Here is a 13,205-nt window from a genome sequence, read left to right on the forward strand (position 1 = left end):
CTGTGCTGCAACAAACGCTGGGCCGCGCGCGCTTACCCGTTTTTACGCAGGGTGTCGGTGATGTGCGCCAACAGGGCTTTCTGTGCAGCGGTCAGCCTGGCGATCAATGCCCGGCCCTGACGGTCGAACTCATCATGGTCCACAGGCGGATTGCCACGTAGCGCCACCAAGTCGCTGTTGGCCGCCGCCAGGGCGGCGGGGTCGTTTGCGGCATGCGCGGCATTGAGTCGCTCATAAAGGGCGCTGTGGCGACGAAGGTTTTCGGTCATGTCGATTGGCGGATGTTCCAGCAGGGCTTCCTGCTCGGCCCTTATGGGTGCGGTCACACGCTGCAGATCAGCTTGATATTCAACCTGCAGACGCTCGCTCCAGCGGCGGTCCGCCAGGGCGTATTCAAGAAACTCCACCCCCGCTTCGCGCTGCCTGATGACTCGCGCGGCATCGAGAATGTTGCGGTGTTCCACGGCAGCGACACGGTCCCAGACCATGCCGACGGGTTGTCCCGGCAGGTTCAGCTCGGTGGCCAGACCAATGCGATAGGCCATGCGCACTTCGGCATGATCAACACGTGCCCCACGCGCTTCGCGAGAGGCAATCTCGACATCGGCAATGACCTGAACTTCATTGAGGCGAAACAGGCTGCGAATCACGCTTAACAACGCCTGGGTCCGCTGCGCCTCAGGCACATTCTGCAATGCGGCCTCGGCATACACCGCGACCTGGACATCGCTGAAGATCAACCGAGCTCCGTCCTGGCAGGTCTGATCAGCACCGAACAGCCGATCATTGGCCATGATTTCCAGGTCAGCGCGCAGCTGGTGATTATTCCCGGCGGCTTCAAGCACGCGCATGACATCGCTGGCGAGTTCTGCATGGACCCGTATGAAATCGCGGCTTTCCCTCAGCCTTTGCAGCAATATCAACAGATTCGGCGCGTCACCGGTCTGTTCCACGCGCTCCCAGGCGGCACGGATTCTGGAGTTGAATTCAGGGCGGCCTTCTACGATCCAGATATCCACGCTCGGGACCGGCACAGGAGGAACCGAATGGTCAACGTTATGGCTGTGCCAGGCGACCTCTTCGTCCGATGAATAGTCTTCGCTTTCAGCTTCCGAGGTGGTCGGGGTACGCGCCATGTTGCTAATGCTGTCAGGGTAGCCGTATTCCAGCTCATACATATTGCTGTTGCGCTGGTTCATCCAGCATTCGAGCAGCTCAGCATGATCGAAGGGATTTTCACTGCCGTAGACCGTCATCAGGAACCGGGGGCCCTGCTCGTTATCAATCAGAAACCGCGGCAAGTGGACAATCTGGTTACGGCTGATATCCAGCACCTCCAGAGGAAGATCGTCGGTCCACACCGGCCATTGTGTGAGTTGCATGTTGGCCATATACAGCCGTCGGGCGTGAAGGCCAGCGGTATGCGTCAACTCACCCAGCGTATTGCCGGAGATGTCCAGCATGGAAAGTTCCGGCAGGCTCATGAACACGTCCATCGCGGCTTGATCGATGATCAGCCCGGTATCCTCGAAGGACAGCTCGCTCAATCGAGGCAATGCGCTTAATCCCTGCGGCACATGGCTCAACCCGGGACCGAGTATGTCCAGCCGCGTCACGCGACTGAAGCGTTGCAAAAACCGGCTCATCTGTTGGTCGGTAGCGGTGATGTTATCCAGCGTGATTCTGCTGATCGCTTCGTAGTGCCCGGGAAGGTCCGGCAAGTCTTCCAGCAAAGCCAGATCCACCGATTCCAGCACCAATCCGCGGACGTTAAAAAGCGAGCCCATGTGACTGCTGCGCCAGGCGTTACCGACAGCCTGAGCGATTGAGCGCCGCGCTGCCGCCTGCGCTGCGCCGCCGGCTTCCACCCAGCCTTCCAGCGTCGAACGCAGCACGTCAAATGCCTGCTGGTCTTCCAGCGTGGCGCGCATCAAAGCCTGCACGTCATAACCGTTGTCGACCAGCCTGCCGGAAACGTAGCGCTCCATATCAGCGATCTCGGGATACAAAATGCGCATGGTTGCCTCCAGCTCCCGTACTGCGAGGTCGTATCGCTCGACCGCTTGCAAATCCGCAGGAAGCCGGCCGCGACCGCTCATTTCATAACCGATCCGGCCATCGTCCAGTCGTTTCGGCCAGCGCGCGCCGGGCTTGAGCGCCCACTGCTCCAGTATTTTGGAGATACGCGGACGGTCTTCGAAAGCGGCACCAATAATGCGACTGCGCAATGCCGGCGCATTGCCGATGGCGTCGGGAAACCCTATGGCATGCCGCGACGCCTCAGGCAACGCTTGCAGGGCGGCGGCAAAGAAATTGTCCTGCCCCGCGCTGCCTGGACTCAGTTCAATGCCTTCGCTATCGACCGCCTGGAAGACCAGGCCACGTTTAATGAGTATCCCGCGCTGCGGCGCCTGCGGGTTGCCAAGAGACGCCAGCACGGGACCGCCCAGCGCAGCGTCATGCACTTCCACTCGCAAGTCGCCCGGCCAGCCTGGCAAGTCTCCCAGCAAGGCCAGGGCCACCTTGAGCGTGTCGGGGTTATCCGCCCTGGAGGTCAGACAAAAACCTTCCAGCGCACGATCAAGCCGAGTTTCCTGGATATAACCTCGTGCCCTGCCCGCGATTTCCAAAGGCAAGCGCTGGCCAGCCCTCATGCTGGCGATTTGTTCGGCCGTGGCCTGAGACAGCAGTTCCCCAGCGGTCGTCGACGGCAGCGACGGGAAGTCGTGTTTGATCAGGCTGACCAACGGGTCGCTGCTCACGTCCAGGCGCTGGTACAGCAGATCGAACAACCACGCGGAACGACCTTCGGCGAAGCGGGCGATTTTCGCTGCCAGATTCTCCGGTGTGCGGGGCAGCGAACGGCCAAAGAGGCGATTTTGCCCACCCTCACCCAACCCTTCGATGATCGCTTGCAGGAGCTGGCCATCGGCGATCTGGCCTTGAGTCAGCTGCAACGGCTCAAGGCTCGGCACACGATTGGGATGGGCCAGCGGTAGAGTGCTCGCGCCATATTCAGCGATTTTCAGCCCTTGGCTATCGAGCACATGAATAGGCCGTCCAACAGGCCAGCCCGGCAATGCAACCAATAGTTCCAGCTGCAACTGCGCGTCGGCCGAGGCGTAAGCGCCGACATCATTGATGCGCCGGTGAAACGTAAGGACGTCCTTGTCCAGTGCTGCCCGCTGGATGATATCGGCCGCGCCCGGCAAAGGTGCGTCGGTCAGCCGAGTCGCGTGGCCGAAGGGCGTCAGCTCCGGCGGCGCCAAACGTATCTCGCCACCTGGCAGTCGGGTCGGGACCATTTTCTCGATAAAGGACGAAGGCTTGAGGAGCGGCATTTCGGGTGCTTGCCCAGCCTTGACCAGCGCGCCAAACGCAGCCATGAACGCGAGGTTTTCCGCGACGCTGCCCAAATGTTCCAAGGCCTCCTCCATGTCGGAGTGATGCCAGGCGTCGATTCCCTGAAAGGTTTCAGTCAGCAATTGCGCACCGGCCACGACCATCATCGCTTCGCCCAGCAACGGCACGAACAGCGCCGCAAGGTTCACCACGTTCAGGCCCACGGAGAGATATCCCGACAATCGGGCCCGACGCGACGCTTCATCTTCATCGCCGGTCGGCACTGCCAGCACACGGGAATCGTCCTTGATGCGCAGCATATTCTGGAAATAAAAATGGCTGAACAGGTCGTAAGGCATTTCGTCGAGTGCAATGTCCAGATCAAAATCGCTGTCGACTTCGCGAACATGCATCAGGCGCGGAATAAGGGCGTTGTCATCGGGATCAAAGCGCAATCGGCCCGGCGCGACGCGATCAGCCACCTTGCTGTAGAACGCCGCCTTGCTGCGTTGCGCGATAAAACGGTTCATGAAGCGTTTGCAATAAGTCGGCGTAAACCTGCGATTCAACAGCCTCTTCAACTCATCGAATGAGCTGAACTCCTTCAGGCTCTGGCCCAAACCGTCAGGGATGTAGATCACGCAGGTTTTTGCACCCTTGATGGTAAAAATCAGAATGTCACGCACGCTAAAGCCGCAGATTGTCAGGCAGCCGTAATCCAGTGTGCCGCTTCTGGCGCGCTCGGGAAGCGCCAGCAGGTGCTTATAGAATGTTTCGGAAATGTCTTTGCGCAGGTAGGCAATGTGCGCCTGAACCTTCAACGCGTTGAGCGCCTTGCGGCCGCACAGATCGGTGATCTGTGCGCTGCTTTGCATGTCACTCCTCTCTGAATCGCCGGTTGACGGGCCAAGCACTCGGTCCAGATGCCGCTGATATTGGCGGCCCAGGTCCAGCTGGCGACAGACACGCATGAATCTGGCCGGGTCGATATTCATCGGATGGCGCGGGTACTCGTCGTAACTGCCGTAACGCTGGTCGGTGACCGGCCTGACCTCGACAATCCGCATGCGCCCTGATTTATGCGGCGCATCGACTTCTTCCTGATGGAAATTCTGTAGCGCTGCGTGCAGCAATGTTTGCAGGCAAACCTCAGGCGGTGCGAGTTGCGGCTGACCAAAGGCGCCGCGCTGGTAGATGTCTTTGAAAACGTAAGCGTTGTCGACGTCCAGTCCCGGACCAAACTCATCGTCCAATGCCTGCTTCAACAGCGGTCGGGCAAATTCGTCCAGCGCCTGGATTCGCGCCAGCGTCAGGCCCCATTCCTCGCGAAGCTGCTGACCGCTGACCATGTCGCGATTCAACGTTTGCCGGCTTGGCGCAGCGGCTTCTACATACCATGCAGGCAGCGTTTCGCTGATCAGTCCTTGGTGGGGATGGGCAATAATCGAGGTCATGCTCAATGTCCTTGTCGAGAAGAAAAGAAGTGAGAGCTGACCAGCCAATGCGCGGTGTCAGGGTATAAATAATTATTTGTCGTTAATATGACGCCCCCCTGCGCACAGGCCCGACCGAACATGACTGTTACCCGCCACGCCCAGATTGACTGGGATGAACAAGGCAATCCCCACTCGCGGGAATTTTGCGACGTGTATTTCTCCACTGAATCCGGCCTGGCGGAGACCCGGCATGTGTTCCTGGTGCAGAACGATCTGGCCAATCGCTTCACGGCGTTGCCCGAACATGGTCGCTTGGTCATTGGCGAAACCGGATTCGGCACGGGTTTGAATTTTCTCTGCGCGTGGCAGCTGTTCGAGGAATGCGCGACAGCCAGCGCTCGCCTGCATTTCGTCAGCGTCGAGAAATTCCCGTTGAGCCTCGTCGACCTGCAACGTTCCCTGGCGCTGTGGCCGGAACTGGCGGCATTCGCCGAACAGTTGCTCGCGCAGTACGTAGCGGTGCATGAAGGGTTCCAACGTTTTGTATTCGACGGCGGGCGCGTCACCCTGACCTTGCTGATCGGTGATGCGCTGGAGATGCTGCCGCAGCTGGACGGGCAGATCGACGCCTGGTTTCTCGACGGTTTTGCCCCGGCGAAAAACCCGGAAATGTGGACCCCGCAGCTGTTCGCCGAACTGGCCCGGCTGGCTGCGCCGGACTCGACCATCGGCACTTTCACCAGCACCGGCTGGGTTCGTCGCGCCCTGAACGCCGCAGGCTTCAAGATGAAACGCGTGCCCGGCATCGGCCATAAATGGGAGGTGCTGCGCGGCGTGTTTGTCGGCTGGCCCGAGGAGGCTCCAGCGATCCCTGCCGCAAAACCCTGGTTCGCCCGACCCGCGAAATATGCAGGTCAGCGCAAGGCGCTGGTGATCGGCGCGGGCATGGCCGGTTGCACCACCGCCGCCAGCCTTGCCGCGCGGGGGTGGCAAGTCAGCCTGCTGGAGCGGCATGCCGAGGTCGCGCAGGAAGCTTCGGGCATGCCCCAAGGCGTGTTGTATCTGAAACTGTCCGCTCACGGCACGGCGCTTTCACAATTGATCCTCAGCGGATTCGGCTACACGCGCCGCGCCCTTGAACGCCTGCAGCGCGGCATCGACTGGGACGGCTGCGGCGTGCTGCAACTGGCGTTCAACGGCAAGGAAGCGCAGCGTCAGGCGCAACTGGCCGAGGCATTCGACCCCGAGCTGTTGCAGCTTGTGGATAAGTCCGAAGCCGAAGCCCGCAGCGGCATCACGCTGACCAGCGGCGGGCTGTTTTTCCCGGAAGGCGGCTGGGTTCATCCGCCAGCGCTGTGCCGGGCCCATGCAGCGCATGCGAATATCGAGCTGCACCTGCATCGCGAGGTCGTCGAACTGCGCCGGAATGGCGATCAATGGCAGGCATGGGATGGCGATAAGCTGCTGGCCACTGCGCCGGTGGTGATTCTGGCAGGCGCGGCCGATATCAAGCGCTTCCCGGCCAGCGCCGATCTGCCGCTCAAACGCATTCGCGGACAAATCACCCGTTTACCGCAGACCGAGGCGAGCCAGACGTTGCGCACGGTGGTCTGCGCCGAAGGCTACGTCGCCCCGCCACGCCTGGGTGAGCATACGCTGGGCGCCAGTTTCGACTTCAAGAATGACGATTTGAGCATCACTACGGCTGATCACTTGGGCAATCTGCACTATATGCAGGAAATATCCGACGATCTGCTTGAGCGGCTCGGCGCACCGAGCCTGGCGCCAGAAGACCTGCAAGGCCGCGCGGCCTTTCGCTGCACCAGCCCGGATTACCTGCCCATCGTCGGACCGCTGGCGGACAAGGAAGCGTTCACCCAGACCTACGCGGCGCTGAGCAAAGACGCACGTCAGGTGCCGGACGCGCCCTGCCCCTGGCTGGAGGGTTTGTACATCAACAGCGGCCACGGCTCGCGCGGGCTGATCACTGCACCGCTATGCGCCGAACTGCTCGCCGCCTGGCTGACCGACGAACCCTTGCCGCTGCCCCGCAGCGTCGCCGAAGCCTGCCACCCGAACCGCTTCATGTTGCGGGAGTTGATTCGGGGCAATTGAAAACACCGACGGGATCCGTAGGACCGGCTTTAGCCGGGAGGGCTGGAATTCAAACAACGAAGCCGCTGTGAATGGACTGGCCTCCTCCCGGCTAAAGCCGGTCCTACGCAATGCGTTGCGAAAAGCCGCTATCCTGCCCCTTCTCTCCCGTCCTGGAATCGAGCCCGCCGATGCTTGAGGTAAAAAACGTCTTCAAGAGCTACGCCACCGCCCAAGGCCCGCTGGCTGTGTTGCGCGGAGTTGATCTATGTCTGGAAAACGGCAGCAGCCTGGCCTTGATGGGGGAATCCGGCAGCGGCAAAAGCACGTTGCTGCATCTGGTGGCCGGGCTGGATCAGGTGGACAGCGGGCTGATTGCAGTCGGCGGCCAGCGCCTGGACCGCATGAATGAAGCACAGCTGGCGAATTGGCGGCGTACCGAGATCGGTCTGGTGTTCCAGCAGTTCAACCTGATCGGCAGCCTGAAAGTCGAGGACAACCTGGCGTTTCAGGCGCGGCTGGCCGGGCGCTATGCGCCCAAGTGGCAGGCGCAACTGGTGGAACGTCTGGGCCTTGGCGACTTGCTCAAGCGTTATCCCGAGCAACTTTCCGGCGGACAGCAGCAGCGCGTGGCAATCGGCCGCGCGCTGGCGTCGCGTCCGGGTTTGCTGCTGGCCGACGAACCCACCGGCAACCTCGACGAAGCCACCAGCGATGAAGTCCTGCACTTACTGCTGGAGCTGCTGCAAGACAGCCCGACCAGCCTGTTGATGGTCACGCACAGCCCACGGGTTGCCGAGCGTCTGGCGCAGAAAGTGGTGTTGCATCTGGGTCGTCTGGCGGCCGGGAGCGAGGGCTGAGATGCGGGTTTTCTACTGGACGCTGCGCGCCCTGCTCAGCCATTGGCGCCGCCATCCGGTGCAGTTTTTCAGCGTCTTGACCGGCTTGTGGCTGGCCACCGCGCTGCTCACCGGTGTGCAGGCTCTCAACAGTCAGGCGCGCCAAAGCTACGCCCAGGCCAGCCAGTTGATCGGCGGCGAGCCACAGACCAGTCTCGCCACCGCCAACGGCGCGCCATTTTCTCAGGATCTGTTCATCAGCCTGCGTCGTGCCGGCTGGCCGGTTTCCCCGGTCGTGCAAGGTCGAATCACGCTGCAAGGGCTGGAAGAACGCCGTGTGCAGGTGATGGGTATCGAACCGGTTTCCCTGCCCGCAGGTTCGGCGCTTGCCGGGCAAACTCTGGACATGACACAGATCGTCGCCTTCTTCACGCCGCCCGGTCGCACCTGGATCGCGCCGCAAACCCTTGAGGCGCTGGGCCTGCACGAAGGGCAACAACCCTTGACCCTCGACGGGCAAGTCTTGCCGCCATTGCACAGTCAGATTGGCATGGCGCCGGGCGTGCTGTTGATGGACATCGGCTTCGCACAACCGCTGCTCGGTCTATCCGGGCAGATTTCGCGGCTGTTGCTGGACAAACAATTCGCCGCTGGCAACCCAGTGCCGCCGCCTGAATTGAGCGGCCAATTACTGCTGAAAAAAAGCGGCGAAGAGAACAATCTGGCGCGCCTGACCGAAAGCTTCCACCTGAACCTGGATGCGCTGGGTTTCCTGTCGTTCGTGGTCGGCCTGTTTATCGTCCACGCCGCCATCGGCCTGGCCCTGGAGCAGCGGCGCGGGCTGCTGCGCAACCTCCGGGCCAGCGGGGTCAGCGCTCGCTTGTTGATTGCCTCACTCAGCGTCGAACTGGGCGTTTTGGCGCTGCTCGGTGGCGTGTTGGGCGTAGCCAGTGGCTATTGGCTGGCGAGCCTGCTGTTGCCGGATGTGGCGGCCAGCCTGCGCGGGCTGTACGGCGCGGAAGTGGCTGGCCAACTGACGCTTAGCCCGTGGTGGTGGCTGAGCGGTCTGGGCCTGAGCGTGCTGGGTGCGTTACTGGCCGGCGCCAATAGTTTGCTGCGTGCCGCACGCATGCCCTTGCTGGCCTTGGCAAATCCCCAAGCCTGGCATCAGGCGCACAGCCGCTGGCTGCGTCGCCAGGCGTGGGTTGCCAGCGCCGCAGCCGTCATCGCTCTGGCTGCGTTGATCCTCGGTGACAGCCTCGCCAGCGGGTTTGTGCTCATGGCGGCGCTGTTGCTGGGCGCTGCGCTGGGCTTGCCGGTGTTGCTCAACGCCTTGATCAACCTGCTGTTGGGCCGCAGTCGATCGGTTTTGGGGCAATGGTTTCTGGCCGATTGCCGTCAGCAATTGCCTGCGTTGAGCCTGGCCTTGATGGCCCTGCTGCTGGCGTTGGCGGCGAATATCGGCGCGGGCAGCATGACGTCGGGCTTTCGTGCAACGTTCGGCAACTGGCTCGAACAACGCCTGACTGCCGAGCTGTACGTCACGCCGCAAGAACCCGCCCAAGCGCCGCAATTGCAAGCCTGGCTGAATCAGCAACCCAGCGTCACGGCGGTGTTGCCCAATTGGCAGGTGTCGATTCAATTACAGGGTTGGCCCGCCGATGTGTTCGGCGTGATCGACCATCCAACCTACCGGCAACATTGGCCGCTGCTCGAAGCGGCGGCGGGTGATCCCTGGGAGCAACTGGCCCGACAGGACACCGTCATGGTCAGCGAGCAACTGGCGCGCCGCCTGAAGCGGGGACTGGACGATACGCTCAGCATCGCAACGCCCGATGGCCTGTGGTCGCCGCGCATCGTTGGCATCTACGCCGACTACGGCAATCCCAAAGGACACTTGCTGGTCAATTCGCAACATTTTCTTAAGCACTGGCCGCAATTGGCACCCAACCGTTTCAATCTGCGCATCGATCCCGCCGCCGTCCCGCCACTGGTGCGCGCGCTGCAGGATCGCTTTGCCCTGGACGACAACCACATCATCGACCAGAGCCAGCTCAAGGGCTGGTCGACGCAAGTTTTCGAGCGCACCTTCGCCGCGACCGCCGCGCTGAACAGCCTGACGCTAGGGGTGGCGGGCATCGCGCTATTCATCAGCCTGCTGACCCAAAGTCAAAGCCGTCTCAGCCAACTCGCGCCGCTGTGGGCCTTGGGCGTGACGCGGCGGCAGTTGATGCTGCTCAATCTGGGCCAGACCTGGTTGCTGGCGGTGCTGACCCTCGCGTTCGCCCTGCCTCTGGGCCTGCTGCTGGCCTGGTGCCTGGACGCAGTGATTAATGTGCAGGCCTTTGGCTGGCGCCTGCCGTTGCAGATTTTCCCCGCACAACTCGCGCAGCTGGCGGCGTTGGCACTCTTGGCCACCCTGCTCGCCTCGGCCTGGCCGCTGTTGAAGCTCTATCGCACGCGCCCCGCCGACTTGCTGAGGACATTCGCCAATGAGACGTAACGGGCTGGTTCTGATCCTGGGCACCTTGCTAATAGCCGCCTGCGACCAGCCGGCCGCGCCGGAAGAGGGTTTTGCCGGGCTGGCGGACAAGGCGGAGCAGTTTGCGCAGGTAACACCGGGGCGGCCGTTCGTCTTCCCGGCTGATCATGGCCCGCATGCTGGCTACCGGATTGAATGGTGGTACATCACCGCCAACCTCAAGGACGATCAGGGCCAGGCCTTCGGCGTGCAATGGACGCTGTTTCGCAATGCGCTGCGCACCGGTGAACCCGGCAGCGGCTGGAACGACGGCACGATATGGATGGGCCACGCAGCGGTGACTTCGGCGACGCACCATTTCGCCGCCGAACGCTACGCCCGAGGTGGCGTCGAGCAGGCCGGCGTCAACGCAGCGCCGTTTGCAGCCTGGATCGATGACTGGGCATTGCGCAGCACGGCATCCGGGCCAGATCCGCTGGCGTCCATGCAGCTGACTGCCAAAGATCCACGCTTCGCCTATCGATTGACGCTCAAGGCGCAAAAGCCGCTGGTGCTGCAAGGTGATCAGGGCTTCAGCCAGAAATCCGAGCAAGGCCAAGCGTCGTATTACTACAGCCAGCCGTTTTTCCAGACCGACGGCGAGCTGCAAATCGACGGCAAGAACTATCAGGTCAGCGGCCCGGCCTGGCTGGACCGCGAGTGGAGCAGCCAGCCGCTGACCGCCAATCAAACCGGCTGGGACTGGTTCTCCGTGCACCTGGACGACGGCGCGGCACTGATGCTTTACCGCATGCGCCAGAAGGATGGCGAGCCGTACCTCACCGGAACCTGGATTGCGGCCGACGGCAGCACGCAGTTGCTGCATGCACGGGACATCAGCCTGTCGCCTCTGCAAACCACGCACGTCGCCGGACACAGCATGCCGACCCGCTGGTCAGTGAAAATCCGGGACAAGGGCCTGGAAATCACCACTACCGCGCTCAATCCCAAGGCCTGGATGGATTTGCGCATCCCGTATTGGGAAGGTCCGGTAACGGTCAGCGGCAGCCATCAAGGGGTTGGGTATCTGGAGATGACGGGGTATTGAATTCAGAGCCTCGCTCCAACGAGTCAATAGACTTATCCCAAATCATCGCCTTATAACCGATTGATCTAAAACTACCCTGTTTCACATAGGTCAGTTTCTGGGTGGTCGTATTTTCCGGCCACCTTCCCCAACGGAAAACCGGTAAGGACTTATGTGCGGATTAGCAGGTGAATTGCGTTTTGATCATCAACCGGCGGATCTCGCCGCGGTTGAACGAATTACCCATGAGCTGGCGCCTCGCGGCCCGGATGCGTGGGGGTTTCATAGCCAGGGGCCGGTTGCCCTTGGTCATCGTCGATTGAAAATCATGGATTTGTCGGACGGCTCTGCGCAGCCGATGATCGACAGCCATCTGGGCTTGTCCCTGGCCTTTAACGGCGCGATCTACAACTTTCCGGAATTGAGGACCGAGCTGGAAGGCTTGGGTTATCAGTTCCATTCCGGCGGCGACACTGAAGTGCTGCTCAAGGGCTATCACGCCTGGGGCGTGGACATGCTGCCCAAGCTCAACGGCATGTTCGCCTTCGCCATCTGGGAGCGCGACAAGCAAGAGCTGTTCATCGCCCGCGACCGTCTGGGCGTCAAGCCGCTGTACCTGTCGCGCACCGACAAACGCCTGCGCTTCGCCTCGACGCTGCCCGCGCTGCTCAAGGGCGGCGACATCAGCGGCATGCTCGACCCAATCGCGCTCAATCACTACCTGAACTTCCATGCCGTGGTGCCTGCGCCGCGCACGCTGTTGGCCGGTGTTGAAAAATTGCCGCCAGCCAGCTGGATGCGTATCGACGCAACCGGCAAGACCGAGCAGAAAGTCTGGTGGCGCCTGCCTTACGGGCCGCATGCCGACGAAACCAGCCTGACCCTGGAAGACTGGCGCGACCGGGTGCTGGACAGCACGCGCGAAGCCGTGGCGATCCGTCAACGGGCAGCGGTGGATGTCGGCGTGCTGCTTTCCGGCGGCGTCGATTCAAGCATGCTGGTCGGCCTGCTGCGCGAAGTGGGGGTTGAAGATCTTTCGACCTTCTCCATCGGCTTTCAGGATGCTGGCGGCGAGCGTGGCGACGAGTTCCAGTATTCGGACCTGATCGCCAGGCATTACGGCACCCACCATCATCAATTACGGATTCAGGAAAGCGAGATCATCGAGCAACTGCCTGCGGCGTTTCGCGACATGAGCGAGCCGATGGTCAGCCACGACTGCATCGCGTTTTATCTGTTGTCGCGCGAAGTCGCCAAGCATTGCAAGGTGGTGCAGAGCGGCCAGGGTGCTGACGAGCTGTTCGCCGGTTATCACTGGTATCCGCAAGTGGACGGCGCCAGCGACCCGGTTGCCGCCTATCGCGACGCCTTCGTCGATCGCAGCTATGACGAGTACAAGGCCACCGTGCAGCCAAAATGGCTGACCGCTAATGACGCCGCCGGTGATTTCGTACGTGAGCATTTCGCCCAGCCAGGCGCCGATGCAGCGGTGGACAAAGCCCTGCGTCTGGACAGCACGGTGATGCTGGTCGACGACCCGGTCAAACGCGTGGACAACATGACCATGGCCTGGGGCCTGGAAGCGCGGACGCCGTTTCTGGATTACCGTCTGGTGGAGCTGTCGGCGCGCATTCCCGGCAAATTCAAGTTGCCGGACGGCGGCAAGCAAGTCTTGAAAGAAGCCGCACGCAAGGTCATTCCTTCCGAGGTCATCGACCGCAAGAAGGGTTACTTCCCGGTGCCGGGCCTCAAGCATTTGCAAGGCGATACCCTGAACTGGGTGCGCGAATTGCTGCTCGACCCGAGCCAGGATCGCGGCCTGTTCAACCCGACCATGATCGACAAACTGCTGACCGACCCTCAAGGCCAGTTGACCCCGCTGCGCGGCTCGAAACTCTGGCAGTTGGCGGCGCTGAACCTGTGGCTCAGCGAACAAGGACTTTGAT

The 13,205-nt window shown here is 61.7% G+C and carries 6 protein-coding genes; 5 read left to right on the forward strand and 1 reads right to left on the reverse strand.

Translation table 11 applies throughout. The features are described 5' to 3' along the window. Positions 1-32 precede the first annotated feature (32 nt). Positions 33-4,796, reverse strand: a complete 4,764-nt coding sequence (locus CFII64_RS08745) for an NEL-type E3 ubiquitin ligase domain-containing protein (protein WP_020290426.1) — start codon at positions 4,794-4,796, stop codon at positions 33-35. 120 nt (positions 4,797-4,916) lie between these two features. Here CFII64_RS08745 and mnmC point away from each other — a divergent pair, with 120 nt between their 5' ends. The 5 genes from mnmC (at position 4,917) to CFII64_RS08770 (ending at position 13,204) form a co-directional block, all read left to right on the forward strand. Then, entirely contained in the window at positions 4,917-6,893 is a 1,977-nt protein-coding gene (mnmC, locus tag CFII64_RS08750) for a bifunctional tRNA (5-methylaminomethyl-2-thiouridine)(34)-methyltransferase MnmD/FAD-dependent 5-carboxymethylaminomethyl-2-thiouridine(34) oxidoreductase MnmC (protein ID WP_020290427.1), read from the forward strand. A 170-nt stretch (positions 6,894-7,063) separates the two neighbouring features. Continuing rightward, on the forward strand, positions 7,064-7,732 hold the full coding sequence (locus CFII64_RS08755; protein WP_020290428.1) for an ABC transporter ATP-binding protein: 669 nt from the start codon (positions 7,064-7,066) through the stop codon (positions 7,730-7,732). Position 7,733: 1 nt separating this feature from the next. Then, on the forward strand, positions 7,734-10,214 hold the full coding sequence (locus CFII64_RS08760) for an FtsX-like permease family protein (protein ID WP_020290429.1): 2,481 nt from the start codon (positions 7,734-7,736) through the stop codon (positions 10,212-10,214). Further along, a complete protein-coding gene (locus CFII64_RS08765) occupies positions 10,204-11,280 on the forward strand; it encodes a lipocalin-like domain-containing protein (RefSeq protein ID WP_020290430.1) in 1,077 nt (358 codons plus the stop codon). Before CFII64_RS08760 ends, CFII64_RS08765 begins: the two co-directional genes overlap by 11 nt. 151 nt (positions 11,281-11,431) lie before the next feature. Then, complete coding sequence (locus CFII64_RS08770) at positions 11,432-13,204, forward strand: N-acetylglutaminylglutamine amidotransferase (RefSeq protein ID WP_020290431.1); 1,773 nt, start codon at positions 11,432-11,434, stop codon at positions 13,202-13,204. Position 13,205: the final 1 nt, after the last annotated feature.

The organism is Pseudomonas sp. CFII64 (genome assembly GCF_000416235.1).
GTDB lineage: Bacteria > Pseudomonadota > Gammaproteobacteria > Pseudomonadales > Pseudomonadaceae > Aquipseudomonas.

Excerpts from the sequence above, each read along its gene's own strand:
- CFII64_RS08745 (WP_020290426.1), bottom strand. The coding sequence starts at position 4,796 with ATGACCTCGATTATTGCCCATCCCCACCAAGGACTGATCAGCGAAACG.
- mnmC (WP_020290427.1), top strand. The coding sequence starts at position 4,917 with ATGACTGTTACCCGCCACGCCCAGATTGACTGGGATGAACAAGGCAAT.
- CFII64_RS08755 (WP_020290428.1), top strand. The coding sequence starts at position 7,064 with ATGCTTGAGGTAAAAAACGTCTTCAAGAGCTACGCCACCGCCCAAGGC.
- CFII64_RS08760 (WP_020290429.1), top strand. The coding sequence starts at position 7,734 with ATGCGGGTTTTCTACTGGACGCTGCGCGCCCTGCTCAGCCATTGGCGC.
- CFII64_RS08765 (WP_020290430.1), top strand. The coding sequence starts at position 10,204 with ATGAGACGTAACGGGCTGGTTCTGATCCTGGGCACCTTGCTAATAGCC.
- CFII64_RS08770 (WP_020290431.1), top strand. The coding sequence starts at position 11,432 with ATGTGCGGATTAGCAGGTGAATTGCGTTTTGATCATCAACCGGCGGAT.